This window comes from Streptomyces sp. NPDC056452, assembly GCF_042796085.1.
GTDB lineage: Bacteria > Actinomycetota > Actinomycetes > Streptomycetales > Streptomycetaceae > Streptomyces.
The window spans coordinates 23,792-49,982 of the sequence record NZ_JBHTRI010000047.1 but is presented as its reverse complement, the minus strand read 5'-3'; the positions used below and the strand labels follow the sequence as shown (position 1 = coordinate 49,982).

Sequence of the window (26,191 nt, the reverse complement as noted above, 5' to 3'; positions counted from 1 at the left end):
GTTCCCGCCCTGTGCGCAGGGCGGGAACCACGGGCCACCGGCGTCCGTGGTCTGCGGTGGTGCGGCTCAGATGGCGGCCTTCTTGAGGCGTCGCCGCTCACGCTCGGAGAGGCCGCCCCAGATACCGAACCGTTCGTCGTTGTTGAGGGCGTACTCAAGGCATTCGGAGCGGACTTCGCAGGCGAGGCAGACCTTCTTCGCCTCGCGGGTGGATCCGCCCTTCTCGGGAAAGAAGGACTCGGGGTCTGTCTGGGCGCACAGTGCGCGCTCCTGCCAGCCGAGTTCCTCGTCCGCGTCCTCGACCAGCAGTTGCTGGAACAGCTCGGTCATGTGCGCCCCTCGTCTGTCTCTTGCGTCCCCGTGATGCAGCCGTTACTGATGCGGCCGAACGACACGAGTGAAATTACAAGTGTGTAGCTCCGGGCCAGTCAAGCGAAGATCTGCTATTGGCCCTGGTATTCACTCTGCGGAACCAAGCCTATGCGGAAAGTGTTCAAATCACCAAAAACCTGACATATGCCATCGGCTTGGCTCCGCGCCGCTTCTCACCGAGTGAGACGACCGGGGTTGCCCCGATGTTGCGATTCGATCACCGAAGGGATCAAGATCACAGTCGGGTCACGGATACTCAACCGCGTTTACTCATGCGGTTGATGCGCCACCTTGCCTGTCCCGCAACTGCCAAAACCTTTCTCCACCCACTACAACCGGATGGGGTGAAACATTGCCGCCAATTCGGGCATTGGGTTGACAGAAGGACGAGCAAGCCGGTCTCCTTGACTGCATGCCAGCGACCGCAGCCATGTACCCGACCCACGTCCGTGGGTTCCGTACGGCTGTCCAGGCCCGCTGTTGCTGTTCCAGCTGTCACAGCTGTTGAAGCCGTAGCGCTCCAGCTCTGATCCAGCTCTCTTTCCCCGCTTTCGGGTCTCCGCGACACCCCCCGCACATGTATCCCCATGCCGAGGAACCACCGCACCCATGAACAGCAGCGACAGCGACCTCTCGATCGCCGGCGACATCCTCGAGGTCCAGCACCTCCTGCAGCCGGCCCGCACCCACCCCTCCACCGTGGCCGAGTTCGTCGGCCTGGCCCGCTCCCTCGCCGCGGACCGGTCCCGCTGGGCACACCTCGTCCGGTACGACACCACCACCCGCTGGTACCACCGGCTGCAGAGCGTTCCCCCGGCCACCGGCTCCGACCCGGCCGGGCAGACCCCGCTCGGCTACGAGGTCTGGCTGCTCAGCTGGGTTCCCGGCCAGGGCAGCGGGCTCCACGACCACGGCCTGTCCTCGGGTGTACTCACCGTCCTGGAAGGCGAACTGACCGAGCGCACGGAGCGCGGGACACGGACGCTCGGCGCCGGCGCACAGCGCGTGTTCGCGCCCGGCTACGTCCACGAGGTCGTCAACGACTCGCTCGAACCGGCCGTCAGCCTGCACATCTACTACCCGGGTCTGACCGACATGCCGATGCACACCGCGCAGTGCGCCCCGGCTGCCCTGGACGCCGTACCCGCCTGACGCCGCAGTCCCCACCACCCCCACGAGGACCGGGCCCCGCCTGACAGACTGGTCCTCATGCGCATTGTGGTTCTGGCCGGCGGTATCGGTGGTGCTCGTTTCCTGCGTGGCCTCAAACAGGCCGCCCCGGACGCGGACATCACGGTGATCGGCAACACCGGCGACGACATCCATCTGTTCGGGCTGAAGGTCTGCCCCGACCTGGACACCGTGATGTACACCCTCGGCGGTGGCATCAACGAGGAGCAGGGCTGGGGGCGTACGGACGAGAGTTTCCAGGTCAAGGAAGAACTCGCGGCGTACGGCGTGGGACCCGAGTGGTTCGGGCTCGGCGACCGTGACTTCGCGACCCACATCGTCCGTACCCAGATGCTCGGCGCGGGCTATCCGCTGAGCGCGGTCACCGAGGCGCTCTGTGCGCGCTGGAAGCCGGGGGTCCGGCTGATCCCGATGTCCGACGACCGCGTCGAGACGCACGTGGCCGTCGACGTCGACGGCGAGAGCAGGGCCATCCACTTCCAGGAGTACTGGGTGAAGCTGCGCGCCTCCGTCACGGCGCAGGCGATCGTGCCGGTCGGCGCCGAGCAGGCGAAGCCCGCGCCGGGAGTGCTCGAAGCCATCGCCGAGGCCGACGTCATCGTCTTCCCGCCGTCCAATCCCGTCGTCTCGGTGGGGACCATCCTGGCCGTGCCCGGTATCCGGGAAGCGATCGCCGAGGCCGGGGTGCCGGTCGTCGGACTCTCCCCCATCGTCGGTGACGCACCCGTGCGCGGCATGGCCGACAAGGTGCTGGCCGCGGTCGGCGTCGAAGCGACGGCGTCGGCCGTCGCCCAGCACTACGGCTCGGGACTGCTCGACGGCTGGCTCGTCGACACCGTGGACGCCGGGTCCGTGGCCGAGGTCGAGGCGGCCGGGATCCGCTGCCGCGCCGTGCCGCTGATGATGACGGACGTGGACGCGACCGCCGAGATGGCGCGGCAGGCGCTGACACTCGCCGAGGAGGTACGGGCGTGAACCGCGGACCTGGCGAGGCACCCTCGTACCGGGTGTGGGCACTGCCCGGGATGCCCGAGGTGCGGGCGGGTGACGACATCGCCAAGCTGATCGCCACCACGGACCCGGGGCTCGTGGACGGCGACGTCCTGCTCGTCACCTCGAAGATCGTCTCCAAGGCGGAGGGCCGGATCGTCGAGGCGGCCGACCGTGAGGCGGCGATCGACGCCGAGACCGTCCGTGTGGTCGCCCGGCGCGGAACGCTGCGGATCGTGGAGAACCGGCAGGGCCTCGTCATGGCCGCGGCCGGGGTCGACGCGTCCAACACCCCCACCGGCACCGTACTGCTGCTCCCCGAGGACCCGGACGCTTCCGCGCGGGCGATCCGGGACGGGCTGCGCGACACGCTCGGGGTCGAGGTCGGGGTCGTCGTCACGGACACCTTCGGGCGCCCCTGGCGCAACGGCCTGACGGATGTCGCGATCGGGGCGGCCGGCGTCAGGGTGCTGGACGACCTCCGGGGCGGCACGGACGCGTACGGAAATCCGCTGAGCGCGACCGTGGTCGCCACGGCGGACGAGCTGGCCTCGGCCGGTGACCTGGTGAAGGGCAAGGCGTCGGGGCTGCCGGTCGCGGTGGTGCGGGGGCTGTCCCATGTGACGTCCACGGCGGACACCGGGGGCGGCGCCCGGGAGATGGTGCGGGTCGCGGCCGACGACATGTTCCGGCTGGGAACGTCCGAGGCGGTACGGGAGGCGCTGTATCTGCGGCGCACGGTGCGGGAGTTCACGGACGAGCCGGTGGACCCGGGAGCCGTACGGCGTGCGGTGGCGGCGGCGGTGACGGCTCCGGCCCCGCACCACACGACGCCGTGGCGGTTCGTCCTGCTGGAGTCGGCGAGCTCACGGACCCGGCTGCTCGACGCGATGCGGGACGCGTGGATCGCGGACCTGCGCCGGGACGGCCGGAGCGAGCAGTCGATCGCCAAGCGGGTGCGACGGGGTGACGTCCTGCGCAACGCGCCGTATCTGGCGGTGCCGTGCCTGGTGATGGACGGCTCGCACACCTACGGGGACGAGCGCAGGGACGCCGCGGAGCGCGAGATGTTCGTCGTCGCGGCCGGCGCGGGCGTCCAGAACTTCCTGGTGGCGCTGGCCGGTGAGCGGCTCGGATCGGCATGGGTGTCCTCGACGATGTTCTGCCGGGACGTGGTGCGCGGGGTGCTCGATCTTCCGGACTCATGGGATCCGCTGGGCGCGGTGGCCGTGGGCCACGCGGCAGGTGCGCCGCGCGAGCGGGGCCCGCGCGAGGTGGAGGAGTTCGTCGCGGTGAGGTGAGGCGGGCGGGCGTCTCCCCGCCCGGGGCTCAGAGACGGGCGATGTCGCCCGGTGTCATGCGCGGGGCCCGGCGGGCCGGGGTGCGGCCCGACAGCATGATCAGGCGCGTCGCCCTGTGCCGCTGGCCCTCGTACGGGGCCAGGAGGGCCAGCATCTCCTCGTCGTCGGCGTTCCTGTTGCCCGCCAGGGCATGGCCGACGATGCCCGGGAGGTGGAGGTCGCCGACCGTGACCGCGTCGGCAGCGCCGTTCGAGCGCTGGAGGGTCTCCGCCGCGGTCCAGGGACCGATGCCCGGGATCAGCTCCAGACGGGCCATGGCCTCGGGGAGCTCCATGGCGGCCGCTTCCTCCATCCGGCGGGCCACCCGTACGGCACGCAGGATCGTCGAGGAGCGCTTGGTGTCGACACCCGCGCGATGCCATTCCCAGGACGGGATCAGGGACCAGGTCCTGGCGTCGGGCATGACGTACAGGCCATGGGCGCCGAACAGCCCGTCCTGGGGGCCGGGCGCCGGGGTGCCGTACCGGCGGACCAGCAGGCGCCAGGCGCGGTAGGCCTCGTCGGTGGTGACCTTCTGTTCGAGGATCGACGGAATCAGGGACTCCATCACCAGACCGGTGCGCAGCAGGCGCAGACCGGGCCGGCTGTGGTGGGTCGCGGCGACCAGCCGGTGGCGCGGGCGGAAGGCGTCCGGATCGTCGCCCTCGCCGAGCAGCGCCGGCAGCCGGTCCAGGAGCCACTGCGCGCCGGGGCCCCAGGCCGCCGCCTCGATCCGGCCGTCCCGGGCAGCCGTGACCCGCAGGGTGCCGGGGCCGGCCGGTGTGCGGGTGGCCCGCCAGAACGATCCGTCGGCCAGGGACCGGTACGTGGGGTCCACGGGGCCCCGCCGCAGGGGGCTCAGGACCAGCCGCAGATCGAGCGGACCCGGCGGGGTCCAGGTCCGGTCCCGGGGCGGGGCGGACGTGCCCGTCGCCGCCGGCAACTGGTGGGGCACGGCGGTGGTGCGGGGTACGAAGCGTCCTGCCACGGGTGAGGTCCTCGGTCGTCGGTTGCCTTCGAGGGTACGGCCGGCGGAACGGAACCTACTCGTCGGACGAGAAACGCACCGAGGCGTCCGGAAGGACGGCACCGCACCAGACGCGGACCCCGTCACGCAGTTCGTTGTCGGCGCCGACCTGTGCGCCGTCCCCGATCACCGCGCCGGCGAGCACCGTACGACTGCCGACCCTGGCGCCGGCCCCGACCAGCGAGTCGGTGATCACGGCCCCCGGTTCGACGACCGCGCCCGCCAGGACGGTGGAGCCCGTGATCCTCGCACCCGCGCCGATCAGCGCGCCTTCGCCGATGACCGTACCGCCGGTGAGTTTGGCGTCGGCGGCCACGGATGCCGTGGGCAGCACCAGGCGGTCCCCGCAGCGGCCGGGCACCGCCGGGGACGGGGCGCGGCCCAGGACCAGGTCGGCGGAGCCGCGTACGAATGCCTGCGGGGTGCCGAGGTCCAGCCAGTAGGTGGAGTCGACCATGCCCTGGAGATGGGCTCCGGAGGCGAGGAGCCCGGGGAAGGTCTCACGTTCCACGGAGACCGGCCGGCCGGCCGGGATGGTGTCGATGACCGACCTGCGGAAGATGTACGCCCCCGCGTTGATCTGGTCGGTGACTATCTCCTCGGGAGTCTGCGGCTTCTCCAGGAAGGCCGTCACCCTGCCCGTGGCGTCCGTCGGTACGAGACCGAAGGCGCGCGGGTCCTCCACCCTCGTGAGGTGCAGGGAGACGTCCGCTCCCGACGTGGCGTGCGACGTGACCAGGGCCCGGATGTCGAGACCGGTGAGGATGTCCCCGTTGAAGATGAGGACGGGCTCGTCCGGGCCGGAGGCCAGCCGCGACGCCACGTTGCGGATGGCTCCGCCCGTACCGAGCGGTTCGTGCTCGGTGACGTACTCGATGGAGAGGCCGAGCGACGAACCGTCACCGAAGTACGGTTCGAACACCTCCGCCAGGTAGGACGTCGCGAGCACTATGTGCTCGACCCCGGCTGCCCGTGCACGCGCCAGCTGGTGCGTGAGGAACGGGACACCCGCCGCCGGAACCATCGGCTTCGGGGTGTGCACCGTCAGCGGACGCAGCCGGGTGCCCTTGCCTCCTACCAGGAGGATCGCTTCTCTTGCCTCTGTCACAGCACCGTCTCTGCTTCCTGCTGGGGCCGGGCCTCGTATCGGCTGGCCAGTGTATGCAGACCGTGCGGAGCTCTCCCGGTCAGCGGCCCTGCAGGTTGGCCGAACTGGTCCGGGCCGTGCCGAGCTTCTTGTAGAGACGGCTCCCGGGGCATTCGGTTGCGAAACCGTCGCGGTGACCGGAGATGACGTTGAGCTTGGCCTTCGCACCCTTCTTGTACTTGCCGCTGCCGCCGGAGACGAGAGTGACCTTGGCCTTGGGGTTACGGCCGAACAGACCGAGCTTCCAGGCGGTGAGCTTGGCGATCGCGGTCACGGCGGCGGCGGGCGGATTCTTCGAGCTGTACGTTCCGAGTACCGCGATGCCCATGCTGTTGGAGTTGAAACCGAGGGTGTGTGCCCCGAGGACGGCCTTCGTCACGCCTCCCGCGCGTCCTTCGTAGATGTTTCCGCACTTGTCGACGGCGAAGTTGTAGCCGAAGTCGCGCCAGCCACTGCTCTTGACGTGGTAGCGGTAGATACTGCGCAGGACCGAGGGCGCCTGGGCACAGGTGTAGTTGTTGCCCGTGGCGCTGTGGTGGATGAAGGCGGCCTTGACGGTCGTGGTGTACGCGAAGCTGCGCTCGCGCAGGCTCTCGTCGGCGCCCCAGCCCTTGCGCGTGACGATGCGCGGGCGTGGTCCCACGAACGGCTTGGCGCCCGCTGCCACGACGGCCTGTTCCTCGGACTCGGCCTTGCTGAGGGCGGGGATCTCGGTGGCGCCGAGCGGGGCGAGGTCGGCGTTCACGGCGGAACTCTCGGCCGCCGCCACGGTGAGGGCGCCGGCGCCGGGGAGCGCGCCGGGCTGGGGGGACGTGACGGGCGTGGCGGTGCCGGTGCCCGGGGTGCCCGCGGAGGGCTGCTGCGGGTCGTCGCCCGGGTCGACGAGTTCCACCCGCAGACCCTCGGGGAGCGGTGCCGACAGACCGGCACGGTCCTGCGCGGCCTCGGCCCGTACGCGTACCTCGACGCCGTCCGAGTCGCCGACCCAGAGCGGGGCGGTGGAACCGCGGACCGTGGCGGATTCGCGCTCGGCGCTCCCGGCGTCGGCCCCGTGGTCGGCGTTGTGCGTCTCGAGGTCCTGCCAGCCGGACCAACGACCGGTGCCGGTCGAGCGGGTGCGGACCTGGACGGTTCCGTGGAGTTCGGCGTCGGCGTCGTCCCAGACCACGCCGACGAGGGAGAAGCGGTGGGCGTTGCGCTGACCCAGACCCCGGGCCGAGTCGGGGGACAGCGATCTGGAGTCGGTGGGTTCACCGGTGGCCCGTGAGGTCGCGCCGGTGAGCGGTCGCAGGGGCAGGGACTGCGTCGAACCCGACGGTTCGGCAGCGGTCGCCGCGGCCGCCTGGGCGACCGGGGCAGAAGCGGGTACGGCGGGCGCGGGCGCGGCGAGCGGCAGGGTGAGTGCCGCCGCGCAGGTGACGCCGATGGAGGTTGCAAGAAGTGCATGCATACAGGAAATCCTGGACAGAACCGGCATCTCCGGCTACTGGAGGGTGACCGCCCCCACTTGACGGCCCGTCTGCCGATCCGGTGTAAGCGGCACCCTTCGCGCCCCGCCCCGTCCCTTCCGGCCGCGTACCCTTGCGCGGATGAACGCCAGTGATCGCACCCCCGCCGACCTGCTGCGATCCGCGCTCGCCGCGGACCCGGCCCGCCCCCTGGTCACCTTCTACGACGACGCAACCGGAGAGCGCGTCGAACTGTCGGTGGCCACCTTCGCCAATTGGGTGGCCAAGACCGCCAATCTGCTGCAGGGAGACCTGGCCGCCGAACCGGGAGACCGGCTGGCGCTGCTGCTCCCCGCCCACTGGCAGTCGGCGGTCTGGCTGCTCGCGTGCTCGTCGGTGGGCGTCGTCGCCGACGTCCAGGGCGACCCCGCCGCCGCCGATCTCGTCGTCAGCGGACCGGACACGCTGGACCGTGCGCGCGCCTGCCGCGGCGAGCGGGTCGCGCTGGCGCTGCGCCCCCTCGGCGGCCGTTTCCCGCAGCCGCCCGAGGGCTTCGCGGACTACGCGGTGGAGGTGCCGGGCCAGGGCGACCGCTTCGCCCCGTACGCACCCGTGGACCCCGCCGCACCCGCCCTGGCCGTGGACGGCGTCGAACTGACGGCGGACCGGCTCGTCGCACGGGCCCGTGAGGACGCGGCGGAACTGGGCCTCACGCCGGGGTCGCGCCTGCTGACGGGACGTTCGTACGACACCTGGGGAGGGCTCTCCGCCGGTCTCTTCGCCCCGCTGGCCGCCGGGGGCTCCGTGGTCCTGTGCCGCCACCTCGGCCTGCTGGACGAGGACGGTCTGGCCAAGCGCGTCGAGAGCGAGCGGGTCAGCAGCACCGCGGTATGACAAGCGCTCCGTGGGCCACCCGTCCGGCCCACGGCGGGCCGAGCCCCCGGGACTGAGCAGCGGCTGCGGTACATGATCGGGCGGTACAGACCACTCTGCCTGAATGCACAACCAAGCGTGAGGTTCAGCCGTCTACTCCTGCGACCGGCGGCTCATCGCGCCGCCGAACGTGAAGGATGGACGCAGACGTGACCGACAGCTCCGGACCCCCTGCCGACCCGGACCGCCCGGACCGCCCGGACTCCTCGGCCGAGGACGGGCCGAAGGAAGGGTCGCAGGACGATTCCGGGGCAACCCCGCAGGCCGGCTCGCCCGCCCCTGGCGGCGACGACGGAAGTGACGGCAGCGACAAGAGCGACGGCGGCGGTGACGGGATCCGGACCTGGGCCGAGCGGCCCAAGAGCGGCATCCCCGGGCACCGGCGGCACTGGCTCCGCTGGACCGCTCTCGCCGCCTCGTTCCTCGTGCTGGTCGCCGCCGGGGTCGGCTGGTGGCTGTACAAGAAGCTCGACGGCAACATCACGACCGACACGAGCGCCGCCGCCGAGCTCAAGGCGTACGAGAAGGAGCGCCCCACCGCGATCGCGATGGACGCGCAGAACATCCTGCTCATCGGCTCGGACACCCGGTCGGGCGACAACCGCAAGTACGGCCGGGACGACGGCGGCAGCCAGCGCTCGGACACCACGATCCTCCTGCACCTCGCGGCCGACCGTAAGAGCGCCACCGCGGTGTCCATCCCACGTGACCTGATGGTCGACATCCCGAGCTGCCACCCCGCGGGCGGCAAGGCCACCAAGAAGCAGTTCGCCCAGTTCAACTGGGCCTTCGAGCTCGGCGGCACCGCCTGCACGATCCGCACCGTCGAGAACATGACGGGCATTCGCGTCGACCACCACATGGTCATCGACTTCAGCGGCTTCAAGGACATGGTGGACGCCGTGGACGGTGTCGAGGTCTGCCTCAAGGAGCCGGTCAAGGACGACGACGCCCATCTCGAGCTCCCCGCGGGACGCCAGAAGCTCGACGGCGAGCAGGCGCTGGGGTACGTACGGGCCCGCAAGTCGATCGGCGACGGCAGCGACACCGAGCGAATGGACCGCCAGCAGAAGTTCCTGGGCGCCCTCGTGAACAAGATGCAGAGCAACGGCGTCCTGCTCAACCCGACGAGGCTGTACCCGGTGCTGGACGCGGCGACGAAGTCGCTCACCACCGACCCGGGGCTGGACTCGCTCAGGGACCTGTACGACCTGGTGCGCGGGATGCGGAACGTCCCCACGGAGAAGGTGCAGTTCCTGACCGTGCCCCGGCAGCCCTACCGTGCGGACCGGAACCGGGACGAGCTCGTCCAGCCGGACGCCGACCGGCTGTTCGAGCAGTTGCGCAAGGACGAGCCCGTCGCCGTCGTCCCGGCCGACGAGAACAAAGCGGGGGATTCACAGCCGACGCACAGTTCCGAGAAGGACTCCACCGACGAAAAGCCCGGCAGTACGGACGGGAGTCCGACGCCGGCCCCCACTTATTCGGGGTCGAATGCCGCGGATGACCTGTGCGACCAGTAAAGCAATGGCCAAGCAATGGGCGGCAATCGGAGTGGAATAGGCAGAATGCCCGGTTATAAGAGGCGTGGAATATGTCACGCACGTCGCCCATGGCCGAATCGGCCGGATAGTGTGACGCGATCCGGTGCCGACGGCCCCATGGCCGCGCACTGCTGGAGCGACAGACCGAGCGCCCTGCCGGGGGAGGCGCCTCGCGTGGCACCGACGGAGGATTCAGGAAACCGTGGACGCGCATAGCCGTGGGCGGGCGGACGAAATGGACGCCGCCGACCAGTGGGTACTCAACCCGCAGACCGGCCATTACGAATTGCGACTGAGTCACTCCGGAACAGAGTCGTCCGGCACTTCCCGTACGTCGGCCCCCTATGGCCCGGACAACAGGAACGATCCACTCCGCGAGGTCCCCGGGCAGCGGAACCGCCGTTCCGCACGGAGCGGGCACACCCAGGAGCAGCCGCAGGTGCCGGCCGGGCGCCGTAAGCGCACATCGCCGAAGGCGCGGCGGAAGAAGGCCCTGCTGTGGACCGGCGGCGTGATGGCCTTCGTGATCGTCGCCGGATCGGCGGGGGCGTACGCCCTCTACCAGAAGTTCAACGGCAATCTCGACACCGTCGACGTCGGTGACGCCGGCAGCAAGAGCGTCGCCGCCGACGGGCCGCTCAACATACTGATCATCGGCACGGACAAGCGCACCGGCAGCGGCAACGAGGGCTACGGCGACAAGGGCAGCACCGGCCACGCCGACACCAACATCCTCTTCCACGTCTCCGCGGACCGCACCAACGCCACGGCGATGAGCATCCCCCGCGACCTGATGACGGACATCCCCGAGTGCACGACCAAGCAGCCGGACGGTTCGCAGAAGGTCATACCCGGCTCGCAGAACGTCCGGTTCAACGTCAGCCTCGGCCAGGAAGGCCGCGACCCGGGCTGCACGATGCGTACGGTCAGGAAGATCACCGGCCTCTCCGTCGACCACTTCATGATGGTCGACTTCAACGCGGTCAAGGAGCTCTCCACGGCCGTCGGCGGGGTCAAGGTCTGCCTGGCCAAGGCGGTCAAGGACCCCGACTCGCACCTCGACCTGCCCGCCGGTGAGTCCACCGTCGAGGGCGAGCAGGCACTGGCGTTCGTCCGCACACGGCACAGCTTCGGGAATCAGAGCGACCTCGACCGGATCAAGGTGCAGCAGCAGTTCATCGGCTCGATGATCCGTCAGATGAAGTCCGACGACACCCTGACGAGCCCCACGAAGCTCTTCAGCCTCGCGGACGCCGCGACCAAGGCGCTCACGGTCGACTCCGGCATCGGGTCGATCAAGAAGCTGACCTCGCTCGCGCAGGAGCTCGGCAGGATCGACACCAAGAACATCACCTTCGTCACGCTGCCGGTGATCGACAACCCGGCCGAGCCGACGCCCATCACCGTGGTCGTGGAACCGCGGAAGTCGGAGCAGCTCTTCGCGATGATGCGCTCCGACACCTCCCTGACCGAGGTCAAGCAGAAGGAGACGGCGGCCAGGAGCAAGCAGGAAGCGGTGCTCAAGGGCGCCAAGGCCGATCCGGCCGACATACGCGTCGACGTCCTCAACGGCGGCAGCATCGCCGGCGCCGCGGGCGCGACCGTCACCTGGCTGAAGACCGAACAGGGCGTGCCGGAGGCCACGAACAAGGCGAACGCCCCGGCGAAGATCGACACGACGACACTGGCGTACGCGCCCGACCAGGCGGACCAGGCCCGCGCCCTCGCGGCGATCATGGGGCTGCCCGCCACGGCACTCAAGCAGGGAACAGCCGACGCCGAAGGCCTTCAGGCGATGGTGCTGACCCTGGGAGCCGACTTCAAGGGTGCGGGAGTGCCCGTCACCGGTCCGGTCAAGGCACCGGAAGACATTCAGAAGGCCAGCGCCGACAAGGCAGAGTGCGCGAAGTGACGACGGGTCGTCGCGCCACAGCGAAAGTCTGAGCAGCAGGGGGGTCCTGGTGGGACGGAGCAGCACGCCTGGGGAGGGGACGCGGTCGCGCGTCCGGCACGAGGGCCCGGTCGACGGTGCCCTCGGAAGCGGCGACACGGAGACCGGCGGCACGGTAAGAGGTGGTCGCAGCCGACGGGAACGGTCCGCCCCGACGGAGGGCGGGCACCGCCAGGGCGGGCCGAGCCGCCGTTCCAGACGGGCCAACAAACGCGGCAAACGGCGCGTACTGCGCTGGGTCGCGTCCGTTCTCGCCCTGCTGATACTCGGCACCGGCGGAGCCGGATACCTCTACTACAAGCACCTCAACGGCAACATCAAGAAAGAGGACCTGACCCTCGGCGACAAGGACATGGCCGACCACAAGGCCAACGCCGCCGGGCAGACCCCGCTGAACATCCTGATCATCGGGTCCGACGCCCGGGACTCCGAAGCGAACCAGAAGCTCGGCGGCGCCAAGGAGACCTTCGGGGGCACACCGCTCGCCGACGTGCAGATGCTGCTGCACCTCTCCGCGGACCGCAGCAACATCTCGGTCGTGAGCATGCCGCGCGACACCATGCTGAAGATGCCCAAGTGCACCGACCCGAAAACCGACGAGGTGTACCCGGCCAGCACGAAGCCCGTCCAGACGAACGCGAGCCTCGGCCGCGGCGGGCCCGGGTGCACGGTGGCCACCTGGTACGAGCTCACCGGCATCACGATCGACCACTTCATGATGATCGACTTCGCGGGCGTCGTCTCGATGGCCGACGCGATCGGCGGCGTCCCGGTCTGTGTCGACGCCAACATCCACTCGCACGGCAGCGACGGCAAGGGCTCCGGGCTGAAGCTGGAGGAGGGCACCACCGCCGTCAAGGGCAAGCAGGCTCTGCAGTGGCTGCGCACCCGCTACGGCTTCGAGGACAACACGGACCTCGGCCGCGCCAAGGCCCAGCACCAGTACCTGAACTCGATGGTGCGCGAACTGCGCAAGGGCACCAAGCTCACCGACCCCGGAAAGCTGATGGGGCTCGCCGAGGCGGCCACCAGCGCGCTGACGGTCGACAAGGGCCTGGACACGGTCAAGAAGCTGTACGACCTTGCGGAGGAGCTCAAGAAGGCCCCGACCGACCGCATCACCATGACGACCATGCCGAACGTCTACGGGACGGGCGATCTCGCCGGCCGGGTGTTCCCCAAGGCCGGGGAGGCGGAGCAGGTGTTCCGGATGGTCCGTGAGGACATCCCGCTGGACGGCAAGGCCTCCAAGCGCAAGACACCCGTCACCAAGGACGTCGCCGCGCCCGTCGCGGAGATCCCCGTCAGCGTGCGCAACGCGACCAGCACGGACGGTCTCGGTCCGGCACAGGGCCGTGCGACCGCGGTCAAGGACCTGCTCACGGACGCGGGCTTCGCCAAGGCCTCGATCGACTCCCAGAACGTCGCGGCGGCCGGCCGGACCGGCATCCTCTACCCCAGTGCGGACATGGAGGCCGACGCCCAGGCGGTCGCGAAGGCGCTCGGGATCCCGGTGTCCCAGGTGCAGAAGTCGACCGATGCCTCGGGCATCGTGCTGGCCGTGGGTGCCGACTGGCGCGAGGACGGGGCGTACCCGGCCAAGGCCGTCGACGAGAAGACGCCGGAGTCGGCGGGTGCGCTCAACGGTGCGAACGACGAGGCGTGCATGCACGTCAACCCGAACTACACCTTCTGACGCCCGTACGAGAAGGGGCCCCGCCGTCTCCGGCGGGGCCCCTTCCTGCGTCCGGCTGTCAGACCGTCTGTTCCCGCACGGCCGGGCGGCGGCTCGCGATGACCCGCTTCGCGAGCGACCGGGGGCTGGTCAGGAAGCCGTAGCCCCACGACATGTGCATGGTCGCCAGCGCCACCGGGATCTGCGCCCGCGCCTTGAGCGGCAGGCCCTTGCCTGCGGGCAGCGAGCCGGCGACGATCGCCGCGACGTACCCGGCCGGCACGACGAACGCCCACGGGGTGACCGCGGCACCGACGACGATGCCGGCCGCGATCGCGCAGACGGCGGTCGGCGGGGCCAGGTAGCGCAGGTTGATCGACCCGGCGTGGTAGCGGGCCACGACGTGGCGCCAGCGGCCGTACTCCTTGTACTGCTTGGACAGGGCGCGGATGCTGGGCCGGGGCCGGTACTGCACCTTCAGCTCCGGCGAGAACCAGATCTGCCCGCCGGCCTCGCGGATGCGGAAGTTCAGCTCCCAGTCCTGGGCGCGGATGAACTCCACGTTGTAGCCGTCGGCCCGCTCCAGGGCCTCGCGGCGGAAGACGCCCAGGTACACGGTCTCGGCCGGGCCCGCCTGGCCGCCGGTGTGGAAGGCCGCGTTGCCGACGCCGATCTTCGACGTCATCGCGGCGGCGACGGCGTCCTCCCAGGCGTTCTCGCCCTCGGCGTGCATGATGCCGCCGACGTTCTGCGCGCCGGTCTCCTCCAGGAGGCGGACCGCGGTCGCAATGTAGTTCGGAGAGAGCATGCCGTGGCCGTCGACCCGTACCACGATCGGGTGACGTGAGGCCTTGATCGCGGCATTCAGCGCGGCGGGGGTGCGGCCGGTCGGGTTCGGCACCGTGTGGACCCGGGAGTCCTCCCGTACCAGCTCAGCGGCGATCTCGTCCGTACGGTCCGTCGAGGGACCGAGGGCGATCACGACCTCCATCTCACCGGCGTACTCCTGCTCCAGGATGTGCCGGACCGAGTTCCTGAGATGGCGTTCCTCATTGAGCACCGGCATGATCACGGAGACGGCGGGGTACTGCGCGGCAGACATGTGGTCCTCAGGGGGTCCTCGGGGGTGCCGGGGTTCCGAGGGGCTCTCGCACCCCGGGATACGGCGTGATTCGGCCGCCACGTTACCGCGAATGGGGGACACCGGCGCGCGCCGCCGGGTCTCCTCCCGGTCTGCAGATCGTATGGGCCTACCGTGCGAAAGTCCCACTCGCACCGCGGAGGTGTCCCCCGTGCCCACGCCGCACCGATCGCCCCGTCCACCGCACCCCCGCACCGCTCCCACGCAGCGCAGAACCGCCCGGAAGCCCGGAGCGGGCACCAGGAACCGGCCCCGGACCGGCAGCCGGAAGGGGCCGCCCCGCTGGGGCATGCGGGTGGCCACCGGGCTGTCCGTACTGGTGCTCGGCGCCGGCGGGATCGGCCACGCCGTGGTGAGCGGCCTGGAGACGGGGATCGACCGGGTCGATCCGTTCAAGGACATGAAGAACCGGCCCCAGGGCGGCCACGGCATGAACTTCCTGCTGGTCGGCACCGACGGCCGGGAGAAGATCACCAAGGCGGAGAAGAAGAAGTACAGGCTGGGCGGAGCGCCCTGTCACTGCACCGACACCCTCATGCTCGTCCACCTCTCCGCCGACAAGCAGCGGGCGAGCGTCGTCAGCCTGCCCCGCGACAGCTACGCCGAGATCCCGGCCCACACCGACCGGACCACCGGCAAGAAGCACTCGGCCCACCCGGTGAAGCTGAACGCCGCCTACGCGGAGGGCGGCCCGCACCTGACCGTGCGCACCGTCGAGGGCATGACGGGAATCAAGATCGACCACTACCTGGAGGTCGACTTCACCAGCTTCATGGCGACGGTCGACACCCTGGGCGGGGTGCAGATCTGCACCGCCAAGCCGCTCAAGGACCGCTACACCGGCCTGAACCTGGCCGCGGGAACCCACAAGCTGGACGGCGGCAAGGCCCTCCAGTACGTACGGTCCCGGCACATCGACGGGGCCGCCGACCTGGGCCGGATGCAGCGCCAGCAGAAGTTCATGGCCGCGCTGGTCAAGCAGACCACCAGCAGCGGTGTGCTGATGAACCCGGTGAAGTTCCAGCAGGTGGCCTCGTCGATGCTCAAATCGGTCCGCGCCGACAAGGGATTCGGCACGGACCAGATGCTGGAGCTCGGCAAGGCGATGCGCGGCTTCACTCCGTCCTCGTCGGAATTCGCCTCCGTACCGATCCAGGACGGCGGTTATCCCGTCAAGGGAATCGGCTCCACGGTGAAGTGGGACACGAAGAAGTCGAAGAAGCTGTTCCGTGCCCTGCGCGAGGACAAGCCGCTCGCCCCCCACCTGCCGAAGCAGCCCAGGGCGACGGTCGTCGGCGTCGCCCCGGAGCAGATCCGGGTGCAGGTCTACAACGGGACGCGGAAGGACGGGCTCGGCCAGAAGGTCGACGCGGCGCTGCGCGGCACCGGTTTCAACACCACCCGCTCCCCGCTGAACGGCGGCCCGCGCGACCTCAAGCGGACCGTGGTCAGCTACGACCCCCGGTGGGACCGGTCGGCGAAGGCCCTGGCGACGGCGCTGCCCGGGTGCGAGCTGAAGGCCGTGAAGGGGCAGGGCGGGACGATGAAGGTGAAGGCCGGCTCCGACTTCACGAAGGTCCAGCGGGTCAAGGCCGAGGACCCGCAGCGGGGCGAGTTCGGCACGGTGACGGGCGACCAGGTGGTCTGCCCGTAACCCTCCGGGCGCACGAAGAAGGGGTGCCGGTCCGCGACCGGCACCCCTTCTTCGTGCGTGGTCCTCAGTCGTCGATGCCCTCGGCGGCGCGCTGCTCCCGCAGCTCCTTGATCGCACGGCGCCGGGCGAGACGGTGCGTACGCCGGATCTGGGCCTCCTGGTAGCGCCGCTTGTCGCGCTCCGTCTCCGGGACCACCTCGGGGACGCGGCGCGGCTTGCCGTCCTCGTCGACCGCCGCGAACACCAGGTAGGCGCTCCCGACCTGCTGGGCCGGGGTCGACTCGTTCCACCGCTCGGCCAGGACGCGGACTCCGACCTCCATCGAGGAGCGGCCGGTCCAGTTCACCTGCGCGCGGACGTGAACAAGGTCACCGACGCGGACCGGCTCCAGGAAGACCATCTCGTCCATCGAGGCCGTCACGGCCGGGCCACCGGAGTGCCGGCCGGCGACCGCACCCGCGGCGTCGTCGACCAGTTTCATGATCACGCCGCCGTGCACCGTACCCAGGAGGTTGGTGTCGCTGCCGGTCATGATGTGGCTGAGGGTCGTCCGGGAGGCCGCGGTCGGCTTGGCCGGAATCTCGCCCTCCGGTGGCTGGGCCTGATCTGTCATGCCCTCCACCTTATGCGGGGGCTTGCCCCCGGTTGCATTGCATCAGCTTCGCAACAGCCCTGGTCCGATTTCCGGTACACCCTGTAATACGTGCGGGCCGGGACGGCACACTGTTCCGCATGAACGATTGGCCCGAAGGACGGAACGGCGGACCCGGCGAGCGCTATGGGCAGGGCAGCGCGAACCCGCAGCCCGAGAGCGCCCGCGCCATGCCGCACGTCCGGCGGCGCCCCGCTCCGCCGCAGGGCGCACCGCAGGCCCCGCCCCGGATCCCGCCGCAGGGACAGGGGTACGCCGACGACGGTTACGACAGCGGCTACAACACGGGCCAGGTCTACGGCGGCGGCAACGGCGGCGGACAGGGCGGCGGATACGGCGGCGACGGTTACGGCGGCGGCGACCGCGGCTACGTACAGGGCCGCCCCACGCCCAACTGGGGCCGGCGCATCAAGGTCGGCGTACTGACCCTCGTCGTCGTGCTGGTCGCCGTGTCCATCGGCACGTACTTCTGGGCCGACGGCAAGCTCAAGCGCGAGGTCGACCTCTCCAAGGTCATCGAGCGCCCCTCCGAGGGCGACGGGACGAACTACCTGATCGTCGGCTCCGACAGCCGCGAGGGCATGACGGCCGAGGACAAGAAGAAGCTGCACACCGGCTCCGCCGAGGGCAAGCGCACCGACTCGATGATGATCCTGCACGACGGCTCCAACGGCCCGACGCTGATCTCCCTGCCCCGTGACTCGAACGTCGAGATCCCCTCGTTCGTCGGTTCCGAGTCAGGCAAGACCTTCAAGGGCACGGGCCGCACCACGAAGCTGAACGCCGCGTACGCGGAGGACGGCCCGGAGCTGCTGGTCCGCACGGTCGAGTTCAACACCGGGCTGCGCATCGACCACTACGTCGAGATCGGCTTCGGCGGCTTCGCCAAGATCGTGGACGCGATCGGCGGCGTGGAGCTGGACATCCCCAAGGCCTTCAAGGACAAGAAGTCCGGTGCCGACTTCCAGGCCGGCAAGCAGACGCTGAACGGCGAACAGTCGCTCGCCTTCGTCCGCACCCGGTACGCGTTCGCGGGCAGCGACCTGGACCGTACGAAGAACCAGCAGAAGTTCCTCGCGGCGCTGGCGAGCCAGACGGCGACACCGTCCACGATCCTCAACCCGTTCAAGCTGTACCCGACGATGGGCGCCGGCCTGGACACGCTGATCGTCGACAAGGACATGTCGCTCTGGTCGCTGGGCAAGATGTTCTTCGCGATGAAGGGCGTCACGGGCGGCGAGGGCACGTCGATGAACATCCCGATCTCGGGCAGCACCGGCGGCAACCTGGTCTGGGACAAGGCCAAGGTCAAGCAGCTCGTGGAGCAGCTCAAGAACGACGAGAAGGTCACGGTCAAGGGCAACTGACCGCAGGCGCACGCGAAAGGTCCGGACGGAGAACCGTCCGGACCTTTTCGCGTGCGGTGCACCGCTGGGAGCAAGCGGTTACGGCAGGTTGCGGGCCATGACGATGCGCTGGACCTGGTTCGTGCCCTCGTAGATCTGCGTGATCTTCGCGTCGCGCATCATCCGCTCCACCGGGTAGTCCCGCGTGTAGCCGTAGCCGCCGAGCAGCTGGACGGCGTCCGTGGTGACCTCCATGGCGACGTCGGAGGCGAAGCACTTGGCCGCGGCGCCGAAGAAGGTCAGGTCGCCGTCGAGGCGCTCGGACTTGGCCGCCGCCGCGTAGGTGAGCTGGCGGGCCGCCTCCAGCTTCATCGCCATGTCGGCGAGCATGAACTGGATGCCCTGGAAGTCGCCGATCGGCTTGCCGAACTGCTTGCGCTCCTGGACGTAGCCCTTGGCGTAGTCGAGGGCGCCCTGTGCGATACCGAGTGCCTGGGCCGCGATCGTGATGCGGGTGTGGTCCAGGGTCTTCATCGCCGTGGCGAAGCCGGTGCCCTCCTCGCCGATCATGCGGTCGGCGGGGATGCGGACGTTGTCGAGGTAGACCTCGCGCGTCGGGGAGCCCTTGATGCCGAGCTTCTTCTCCGGGGCGCCGAAGGAGACACCCTCGTCCGCCTTCTCGACGACGAATGCCGAGATGCCCTTGGAGCGCTTGGTCGGGTCGGTGACGGCCATGACCGTGTAGTAGTCGGAGACACCCGCGTTGGTGATCCAGCGCTTCACACCGTTGAGGACCCAGAAGTCGCCGTCGCGGACGGCCTTGGTCTTCATGCCCGCCGCGTCGGAGCCTGCGTCCGGCTCGGACAGGGCGTACGAGAACATCGCGTCGCCCTTGGCGAGCGGGCCCAGGTACTTCTTCTTGAGGTCCTCGGAGCCGGAGAGGATCACCGGGAGCGAGCCGAGCTTGTTCACGGCCGGGATGAGGGAGGAGGACGCGCAGGCGCGGGCCACCTCCTCGATCACGATGACCGTGGCGAGCGCGTCGGCGCCCGCGCCGCCGTACTCCTCCGGGACGTGGACCGCGTGGAGGTCGGAGGCGACCAGGGCGTCCAGGGCCTCCTGCGGGAAGCGGGCCTCCTCGTCCACCTCGGCGGCGAATGGAGCGATCTTTGCCTCGGCGAGCGAACGGATCGTCTCGCGGAGCATGTCGTGCTCCTCGGCCGGACGGTAGAGGTCGAAGTCGGTCGAACCCGCCAAGACGTTCACTCCCCAAGGGTGCTAACTACTGTTAAGTAACCCAATTTTAGTGGCCGGGCCTCGACCCGGCATACGGGCGGGGCACGTGAGCTTGCCGACAGCCGCAAAACGAGGTTTCGGCAGGCCCGGATATGCTCGGCTCCGCACGTCTGTCCGCATCGTTCAGGAGCACCCATGGCCCTCAGGATCACTGTGATCGGCACCGGCTACCTCGGCGCCACCCATGCCGCGGCCATGGCTGAGCTGGGCTTCGAAGTCCTCGGGCTCGATGTCGTGCCGGAGAAGATCGAGATGCTCTCGGCGGGCAGGGTGCCGATGTACGAGCCGGGGCTCGAGGAGATCCTGCAGAAGCACGTCGCGGGTATCGAGGGCTCCAGCGGCCGGCTGCGCTTCACCACCTCCTGGGAGGAGGTCGGCGCCTTCGGCGATGTGCACTTCGTCTGCGTGAACACTCCGCAGAAGCACGGCGAGTACGCGTGCGACATGAGTTACGTGGACAGCGCCTTCGAGTCCCTGGCCCCGCAGCTGACGCGGCCCGCGCTGGTGGTCGGGAAGTCCACCGTCCCGGTGGGTTCCGCCGCCCGGCTGGCGGCCCGGCTGGCCGAGCTGTCGCCGGTGGGCACGGATGCGGAGCTGGCCTGGAACCCGGAGTTCCTGCGCGAGGGCTTCGCGGTGAACGACACCCTGCACCCGGACCGGATCGTCGTCGGGGTGGAGAGCGAGCGGGCCGAGAAGCTGCTGCGCGAGGTGTACGCGGGGCCGGTCGGGGAGGGCTCGCCCTTCGTGGTGACGGACTTCCCCACCGCCGAGCTGGTGAAGACCTCGGCGAACTCGTTCCTGGCGACCAAGATCTCCTTCATCAACGCGATGGCGGAGGTCTGCGAGGCCGCCGACGGCGATGTGGTGAAACTGGCCGAGGCGATCGGCCACGACGAGCGGATCGGGAAGAAGTTCCTGCGGGCCGGGATCGGGTTCGGCGGTGGCTGTCTGCCGAAGGACATCCGGGCGTTCATGGCGCGCGCCGGTGAGCTGGGCGCGGACCAGGCGCTGACGTTCCTGCGCGAGGTCGACTCCATCAACATGCGGCGTCGAGGCCACATGGTGGAGCTCGCCCGCGAGGCGGTGGGCGGGGGCTCGTTCCTCGGGCAGCGCGTCGCGGTGCTGGGCGCGACGTTCAAGCCGGACTCGGACGACGTACGGGACTCGCCGGCCCTGAACGTGGCCGGGCAGATCCATCTGCAGGGCGGCCAGGTCACGGTCTTCGACCCGAAGGGCATGGACAACGCCCGACGGCTCTTCCCCACCCTCGCCTACGCGGACACCGCGCTGGACGCGGTGCGCGGCGCGGATGTGGTGCTGCACCTGACGGAGTGGCGCGAGTTCCGCGAGCTGGACCCGGTGGCACTGGGCGAGGCCGCGGGGCGCCGGATCATCCTGGACGGCCGCAATGCGCTGGACCCGGCGGTGTGGCGTGAGGCCGGGTGGACGTACCGCGCGATGGGCCGGCCGAAGGCGTAACGCCTGGCGGGGCGGGCGGGATGACCGGTTCCGCCCGCTGGTCGTCCTGTCCGCAATCGCCGGACGGGCTTGTGGGCCCTGCCCAGGGTGTTCGAACACAGCAGCCGGACGGGCCCGATACGGCCCGCCCGGCGTTTGTGTGCGGCTACACCGCGGGGCCGTCCAGCTCGTCGATCGTTGCGTGGGAGGGGCCGCGCCGCGCGCCGAGGTCGCGGGAGACCGCTTCCGCGTCCCGCAGGACCCGGACGGCGTTCTGCCAGGTCAGCTTGGCGAGGTCGGTGTCCGACCAGCCCCGGGTGAGCAGCTCGGCGATCAGGTTCGGATAGCCGGAGACGTCCTCCAGGCCCGCCGGCAGGAACGCCGTGCCGTCGTAGTCGCCGCCGATGCCGATGTGGTCGATCCCGGCGATCTCACGCATGTGGTCGAGGTGGTCGGCGATCGTCGACACGGTGGCCATCGGGCGCGGATTGACTGCCTCGAAGTCCGCGTGGATCCGCATCGCCGCCGCGGTCGTGTCCAGGTGGTGCAGACCGTGCTCCCGCATGTTGCGGTCGGCGGCGAGCGTCCAGTCGACGGCTGCCGGCAGGACGAACTTCGGCACGAAGGTCGCCATGGCCACGCCACCGTTGGCCGCGAGCATCCGCAGCACGTCGTCGGGGATGTTGCGCGGGTGGTCGCAGACCGCCCGGGCGGAGGAGTGCGAGAAGATCACCGGCGCGACGGAGGTGGCGAGCGCGTCGCGCATCGTGGTCGCAGCCACGTGCGAGAGGTCGACCAGCATGCCGATGCGGTTCATCTCCCGGACGACCTCGCGGCCGAACTCCGACAGGCCGCCGACCTGCGCGGAGTCGGTCGCCGAGTCCGCCCAGTCGGTGTTGTCGTTGTGCGTCAGCGTCATGTAGCGGACGCCGAGGGTGTGCAGGGCGCGCAGGGTGCCCAGGGAGTTGTTGATGGAGTGGCCGCCCTCGGCGCCCATCAGGGACGCGATACGCCCCTCGGCGCGGGCCTTCTCCATGTCGTCGGCGGTCAGGGCGCGCCGCAGGTCCGCCGGGTGGCGTTCCAGCAGCTCGGCGACCACGTCGATCTGCTCCAGCGTGGCGCTGACCGCGTCGTCACCGGTCAGACGGGTGGAGACGTAGACGGACCAGAACTGTGCACCGACGCCGCCGGCCCGCAGACGCGGGATGTCGGTGTGCAGGGCGCCGGTCTGGTCGGTCGCGATGTCGCGGGCGTCCAGGTCGTAGCCGACCTGTTCGCGCAGGGCCCAGGGGAGGTCGTTGTGGCCGTCGACCACCGGGTTCTCGGCGAGGAGCAGCCGGGCACGGTCCAGGTTGTCCATGGGGCGCCTACTTCCCGAAGCCGAAGGAGTCCGAGCCCTCGACCTTGGCCCGGAGGCGTTTGCCCTTCTCCGTCGCCTGGTCGTTCAGCTCCTGCTGGAAGTCCTTCATCCGCGCCAGCAGCTCACTGTCGTGGGCGGCGAGGATCCGGGCGGCGAGCAGCCCCGCGTTGCGTGCGCCGCCGACCGAGACGGTGGCGACGGGGACGCCGGCCGGCATCTGCACGATGGAGAGCAGGCTGTCCATGCCGTCCAGGTACTTCAGCGGGACGGGCACGCCGATGACGGGCAGCGGGGTCACGGAGGCGAGCATGCCGGGCAGGTGGGCCGCTCCCCCGGCGCCCGCGATGATCGCCTTCAGACCGCGGTCCGCCGCCTGCTCGCCGTACGCGACCATCTCGCGCGGCATGCGGTGGGCGGAGACGACGTCGACCTCGTAGGGGATCTCGAACTCGTCGAGTGCCTTCGCGGCCGCTTCCATGACGGGCCAGTCGGAGTCCGAGCCCATGACGATGCCGATGACAGGGGCGGTACCGGGGGAAGTCATTCGGTGATTGTTCCTCGCAGGTAGTCGGCCGCGTGCCGGGCGCGCTCCCGCACGTCCGCCAGGTCGTCGCCGTAGGTGTTGACGTGGCCGACCTTGCGGCCGGGCTTCACGTCCTTGCCGTACATGTGGATCTTGAGCTGCGGGTCGCGGGCCATGCAGTGCAGGTACGCCTGGTACATGTCCGGGAAGTCGCCGCCCAGGACGTTGCACATGACCGTCCAGGTGGCGCGCGGGCGCGGGTCGCCGAGCGGGAGGTCCAGGACGGCCCGCACGTGGTTGGCGAACTGGGAGGTGATCGCGCCGTCCTGGGTCCAGTGCCCGGAGTTGTGCGGGCGCATCGCCAGTTCGTTCACGAGAATCCCGGGGGTCCCGTCGTCGCTACGGGTCTCGAACAGCTCGACCGCGAGGTGGCCGACCACACCGAGCTCCGCGGCGATCCGCAGCGCGAGCTGCTGGGCCTCTCCGGCCAGCCGCTCGTCCAGCTCGGGGGCCGGGGCGATGACCGTGTCGCAGACGCCGTCGACCTGGATGGACTCGACGACCGGGTAGGCGACGGCCTGGCCGTGCGGCGAGCGGACGATGTTGGCCGCCAGCTCCCGTACGAAGTCGACCTTCTCCTCGGCGAGGACGGGGACACCGGCGCGGAACGGCTCGGCGGCGTCCGCCTCGGAGCGGACCACCCACACGCCCTTGCCGTCGTAGCCGCCGCGGACCGTCTTGAGGATGACGGGGAAGCCCCCGGTCTCCTCGGCGAACGCCGCGGCGTCCGCCGGGTCCGTCACGAGGCGGTGGCGGGGGCAGGGCGCGCCGATCTCCGTGAGCTTCGCGCGCATCACCCCCTTGTCCTGGGCGTGCACCAGCGCATCGGGGCCGGGGCGGACGGGAATGCCGTCCGCCTCCAGGGCCCGCAGATGCTCGGTCGGCACATGCTCGTGATCGAAGGTGATCACGTCGCAGCCGCGCGCGAAGGCGCGCAGCGTCTCCAGGTCGCGATAGTCGCCGATGACGACTTCGCTCACCACCTGGGCTGCCGAATCCTGAGGGGTGTCACTGAGGAGCTTGAACTTGAGGCCGAGGGGGATGCCCGCCTCGTGGGTCATACGGGCGAGCTGACCGCCGCCGACCATGCCGACTACCGGGAACGTCACGCGTCCAGGGTATCCGGCGCGCCGGGGCTTCCCCCACCCTCTCCGGTCACAGGCCCTCGTCACAGCCTCGCCACACCTCACCGGCAGCGCACAGGCATCACACGGGAGGGCTGGTTAGCATGGCCGGGTTGACGAAACCGAACGGACGGGGCTGAGCGATCATCATGAGCGAACGGGGCGCACTGCGGGCCCGGCTTGATCTGCTTGCCCGGGAGGTCGCCAAGTTCGGCGCGGTCGGCGCTCTGGGCCTGCTGGTCAACATCGCGGTCTTCAACCTGGTCCGGCACACCACGGACCTCCAGGTGGTCCGGGCCAGTGTCCTGGCCACGTCCGTCGCCATCCTCTTCAACTACATCGGCTTCCGTTACTGGACCTACCGGGACCGCGACAAGTCCGGCCGGACCCGGGAGCTGATGCTCTTCCTGCTGTTCAGCGCCGCGGGCGCGGTGATCGAGAACGGTGTGCTGTACGCGGCGACGTACGGCTTCGGGTGGAACAGCCCGGTGCAGAGCAATGTCTTCAAGATCGTCGGGATCGGGGTCGCCACCCTGTTCCGCTTCTGGTCGTACCGCACCTGGGTGTTCAAGGCGCTGCCCGCCGAGGAGGCCGTGCTGAACGCGGAACGATTTCTGGAGCAGCGACGAGCCGCCGACGAAGTAGCGCCCGACCCCGTACACCCCTGAGGCGCCCGGCCGAGGCGCTCAGCGCACCGGGCGCTCCTGTTCCTTGCGGGTCGGCGCGATCCGGCTGAGGAAGAGGGCGAAGACCGGGGGCTGCTGCTGGAGCAGTTCGAGCCGGCCGCCGTCGGCCTCCGCGAGGTCACGGGCGACGGCGAGACCGATCCCGGTGGAGTTGCGGCCGCTGATGGTCCGCTCGAAGATCCGCGCCCCGAGGTCGGCGGGAACGCCGGGGCCCTCGTCCGTCACCTCGATGACGACCTGGTTGCCGGTGACACGGGTGCGCAGCGCGACCGTGCCGCCGCCGTGCATCAGTGAGTTCTCGATGAGCGCGGCGAGCACCTGGGCGACCGCACCGGGAGTGCCGACCGCCTTCAGTCCGTGCTTGCCCGAGCAGACGACGGCGCGCCCTGCGCTGCGGTAGGCCGGGCGCCACTCCTCGAGCTGCTGCTTGACGACCTCGTCGAGATCGAAGAAGACCGCGGAGCCCGTACGCGCGTCCCGGGCGTTGGTCAGCAGCCGTTCCACCACGTCCGTGAGCCGCTCGACCTGCGTGAGCGCGATGCTCGCCTCCTCCTTCACCGTCTCCGGGTCGTCGGTGACGGAGATCTCCTCGATCCGCATCGAGAGCGCGGTCAAGGGGGTGCGCAGCTGGTGCGAGGCGTCCGCGGCGAGGCGCCGTTCCGCCGTCAGCATCCGGGCGATCCGTTCGGCGGAGGCGTCCAGGACGTCGGCGACCCGGTCCAGCTCCGTCACCCCGTACCGCTTGTGCCGGGGGCGCGGGTCGCCGGAACCGAGGCGTTCGGCGGTCTCGGCGAGGTCGGTGAGCGGCGAGGTCAGCCGGTTCGCCTGGCGTACGGCGAGGAGCACGGCCGAGATGATCGCGAGGAGCGCCACCGCGCCGATGATGAGCAGGGTCCGGCCGACCTCACGGGTGACGGCGGAGCGGGACTCCTCGACGGTGACCTTCTCGCCCTGCTCGCCCGTCTCCGTACTGCGGATGACGCTGTCGTCGGGGCGCTCGCCGACCTCGATGGGGGGCCGCCCCGGGATCTCGACCCGTGCGTAGCGGCTGGGGTCGACCTGTTCGGACAGCACGGCGGGGGTGATGCGCTCCTCGCCGAGCAGCCGGCTCTCGACCACGCTGATCAGCCGGAGCGCCTCGGAGTCGACGCTCTCCTGGGCGCTGTTGCTGATGGTGCGGGTCTCGACGATGACGAGGGAGACGCCGAAGACGGCAATCACCACGAGCACCACGGCGAGCGTGGAGTTGATCAGTCGACGGCGCATGACTGTT

The 26,191-nt window shown here is 70.1% G+C and carries 22 protein-coding genes; 11 read left to right on the top strand and 11 right to left on the bottom strand.

Translation table 11 applies throughout. From position 1 onward, the window contains the following. Positions 1 to 66: 66 nt before the first annotated feature. Complete coding sequence (locus tag ACFQ6X_RS32815; RefSeq protein WP_031093859.1) at positions 67 to 330, bottom strand: WhiB family transcriptional regulator; 264 nt, start codon at positions 328 to 330, stop codon at positions 67 to 69. A 651-nt stretch (positions 331 to 981) separates the two neighbouring features. Between ACFQ6X_RS32815 and ACFQ6X_RS32810 the strand changes: the two genes are divergently transcribed. Genes ACFQ6X_RS32810 through ACFQ6X_RS32800 form a run of 3 tightly spaced genes read left to right on the top strand, consistent with a single transcriptional unit; the run spans position 982 to position 3,854 of the window. Then, positions 982 to 1,524 (top strand): cysteine dioxygenase, encoded by a 543-nt coding sequence (locus tag ACFQ6X_RS32810; protein ID WP_383186978.1) that lies wholly within the window; start codon positions 982 to 984, stop codon positions 1,522 to 1,524. Between the two features lie 57 nt (positions 1,525 to 1,581). Next, positions 1,582 to 2,538, top strand: a complete 957-nt coding sequence (cofD, locus tag ACFQ6X_RS32805; RefSeq protein ID WP_383186975.1) for a 2-phospho-L-lactate transferase — start codon at positions 1,582 to 1,584, stop codon at positions 2,536 to 2,538. A gap of 50 nt (positions 2,539 to 2,588) precedes the next feature. Then, positions 2,589 to 3,854, top strand: coding sequence for a coenzyme F420-0:L-glutamate ligase (locus ACFQ6X_RS32800; RefSeq protein WP_383186992.1), 1,266 nt, complete (start codon positions 2,589 to 2,591; stop codon positions 3,852 to 3,854). Between the two features lie 28 nt (positions 3,855 to 3,882). Here ACFQ6X_RS32800 and ACFQ6X_RS32795 read toward each other — a convergent pair whose 3' ends face one another. The 3 genes from ACFQ6X_RS32795 to ACFQ6X_RS32785 form a co-directional block, all read right to left on the bottom strand. Further along, positions 3,883 to 4,881 carry a DNA-3-methyladenine glycosylase family protein gene (locus ACFQ6X_RS32795; protein ID WP_383186972.1) on the bottom strand — a complete coding sequence of 333 codons (999 nt, stop codon included), beginning with the start codon at positions 4,879 to 4,881 and terminating at the stop codon, positions 3,883 to 3,885. Between the two features lie 55 nt (positions 4,882 to 4,936). Further along, the gene (locus tag ACFQ6X_RS32790; RefSeq protein WP_383186970.1) at positions 4,937 to 6,028 is read right to left on the bottom strand and encodes a sugar phosphate nucleotidyltransferase; all 1,092 of its coding nucleotides are present in this window, start codon (positions 6,026 to 6,028) and stop codon (positions 4,937 to 4,939) included. A 79-nt stretch (positions 6,029 to 6,107) separates the two neighbouring features. Continuing rightward, entirely contained in the window at positions 6,108 to 7,517 is a 1,410-nt protein-coding gene (locus tag ACFQ6X_RS32785; RefSeq protein ID WP_383186968.1) for a peptidoglycan recognition protein, read from the bottom strand. A 139-nt stretch (positions 7,518 to 7,656) separates the two neighbouring features. On the opposite strand from ACFQ6X_RS32785, the gene ACFQ6X_RS32780 reads away from it, so the two are divergent. The 4 genes from ACFQ6X_RS32780 to ACFQ6X_RS32765 all read left to right on the top strand — a co-directional run bounded on the left by ACFQ6X_RS32780 (position 7,657) and on the right by ACFQ6X_RS32765 (position 13,639). Beyond that, positions 7,657 to 8,409, top strand: a complete 753-nt coding sequence (locus ACFQ6X_RS32780) for a TIGR03089 family protein (RefSeq protein ID WP_383186965.1) — start codon at positions 7,657 to 7,659, stop codon at positions 8,407 to 8,409. 176 nt (positions 8,410 to 8,585) lie between these two features. Beyond that, positions 8,586 to 9,971: an LCP family protein gene (locus ACFQ6X_RS32775; RefSeq protein WP_383186963.1), complete on the top strand. Its 1,386-nt coding sequence runs from the start codon at positions 8,586 to 8,588 to the stop codon at positions 9,969 to 9,971. Between the two features lie 223 nt (positions 9,972 to 10,194). Beyond that, a complete protein-coding gene (locus ACFQ6X_RS32770) occupies positions 10,195 to 11,904 on the top strand; it encodes an LCP family protein (protein ID WP_383186961.1) in 1,710 nt (569 codons plus the stop codon). Between the two features lie 49 nt (positions 11,905 to 11,953). Next, positions 11,954 to 13,639: an LCP family protein gene (locus ACFQ6X_RS32765; protein ID WP_383186958.1), complete on the top strand. Its 1,686-nt coding sequence runs from the start codon at positions 11,954 to 11,956 to the stop codon at positions 13,637 to 13,639. 58 nt (positions 13,640 to 13,697) lie between these two features. Here the strand turns inward: ACFQ6X_RS32765 and ACFQ6X_RS32760 are convergent, their stop codons facing one another. Continuing rightward, positions 13,698 to 14,720: a glycosyltransferase family 2 protein gene (locus ACFQ6X_RS32760; RefSeq protein ID WP_329210349.1), complete on the bottom strand. Its 1,023-nt coding sequence runs from the start codon at positions 14,718 to 14,720 to the stop codon at positions 13,698 to 13,700. Positions 14,721 to 15,048: 328 nt separating this feature from the next. On the opposite strand from ACFQ6X_RS32760, the gene ACFQ6X_RS32755 reads away from it, so the two are divergent. Continuing rightward, entirely contained in the window at positions 15,049 to 16,413 is a 1,365-nt protein-coding gene (locus ACFQ6X_RS32755; protein ID WP_383186990.1) for an LCP family protein, read from the top strand. A gap of 64 nt (positions 16,414 to 16,477) precedes the next feature. Here ACFQ6X_RS32755 and ACFQ6X_RS32750 read toward each other — a convergent pair whose 3' ends face one another. Beyond that, complete coding sequence (locus ACFQ6X_RS32750) at positions 16,478 to 17,026, bottom strand: acyl-CoA thioesterase (protein ID WP_329210348.1); 549 nt, start codon at positions 17,024 to 17,026, stop codon at positions 16,478 to 16,480. A gap of 119 nt (positions 17,027 to 17,145) precedes the next feature. Here ACFQ6X_RS32750 and ACFQ6X_RS32745 point away from each other — a divergent pair, with 119 nt between their 5' ends. Next, entirely contained in the window at positions 17,146 to 18,432 is a 1,287-nt protein-coding gene (locus tag ACFQ6X_RS32745) for an LCP family protein (protein ID WP_383186955.1), read from the top strand. A 78-nt stretch (positions 18,433 to 18,510) separates the two neighbouring features. On the opposite strand, the gene ACFQ6X_RS32740 is transcribed toward ACFQ6X_RS32745, so the two are convergent. After that, positions 18,511 to 19,668: an acyl-CoA dehydrogenase gene (locus ACFQ6X_RS32740; protein WP_329215303.1), complete on the bottom strand. Its 1,158-nt coding sequence runs from the start codon at positions 19,666 to 19,668 to the stop codon at positions 18,511 to 18,513. Between the two features lie 174 nt (positions 19,669 to 19,842). Here ACFQ6X_RS32740 and ACFQ6X_RS32735 point away from each other — a divergent pair, with 174 nt between their 5' ends. Then, entirely contained in the window at positions 19,843 to 21,186 is a 1,344-nt protein-coding gene (locus ACFQ6X_RS32735; RefSeq protein WP_383186952.1) for a UDP-glucose dehydrogenase family protein, read from the top strand. A 145-nt stretch (positions 21,187 to 21,331) separates the two neighbouring features. Here ACFQ6X_RS32735 and ACFQ6X_RS32730 read toward each other — a convergent pair whose 3' ends face one another. Genes ACFQ6X_RS32730 through ACFQ6X_RS32720 form a run of 3 tightly spaced genes read right to left on the bottom strand, consistent with a single transcriptional unit; the run spans position 21,332 to position 24,217 of the window. Beyond that, positions 21,332 to 22,525 (bottom strand): dipeptidase, encoded by a 1,194-nt coding sequence (locus ACFQ6X_RS32730; RefSeq protein WP_383186949.1) that lies wholly within the window; start codon positions 22,523 to 22,525, stop codon positions 21,332 to 21,334. A 7-nt stretch (positions 22,526 to 22,532) separates the two neighbouring features. Next, positions 22,533 to 23,069, bottom strand: a complete 537-nt coding sequence (gene purE / locus ACFQ6X_RS32725) for a 5-(carboxyamino)imidazole ribonucleotide mutase (RefSeq protein WP_329210341.1) — start codon at positions 23,067 to 23,069, stop codon at positions 22,533 to 22,535. Further along, positions 23,066 to 24,217, bottom strand: a complete 1,152-nt coding sequence (locus tag ACFQ6X_RS32720) for a 5-(carboxyamino)imidazole ribonucleotide synthase (RefSeq protein WP_383186945.1) — start codon at positions 24,215 to 24,217, stop codon at positions 23,066 to 23,068. Before ACFQ6X_RS32720 ends, purE begins: the two co-directional genes overlap by 4 nt. 164 nt (positions 24,218 to 24,381) lie before the next feature. Here ACFQ6X_RS32720 and ACFQ6X_RS32715 point away from each other — a divergent pair, with 164 nt between their 5' ends. Next, positions 24,382 to 24,900, top strand: a complete 519-nt coding sequence (locus ACFQ6X_RS32715) for a GtrA family protein (RefSeq protein ID WP_383186942.1) — start codon at positions 24,382 to 24,384, stop codon at positions 24,898 to 24,900. Positions 24,901 to 24,918: 18 nt separating this feature from the next. Here the strand turns inward: ACFQ6X_RS32715 and ACFQ6X_RS32710 are convergent, their stop codons facing one another. Next, on the bottom strand, positions 24,919 to 26,184 hold the full coding sequence (locus ACFQ6X_RS32710; protein WP_383186939.1) for an ATP-binding protein: 1,266 nt from the start codon (positions 26,182 to 26,184) through the stop codon (positions 24,919 to 24,921). Between the last annotated feature and the right edge of the window lie 7 nt (positions 26,185 to 26,191).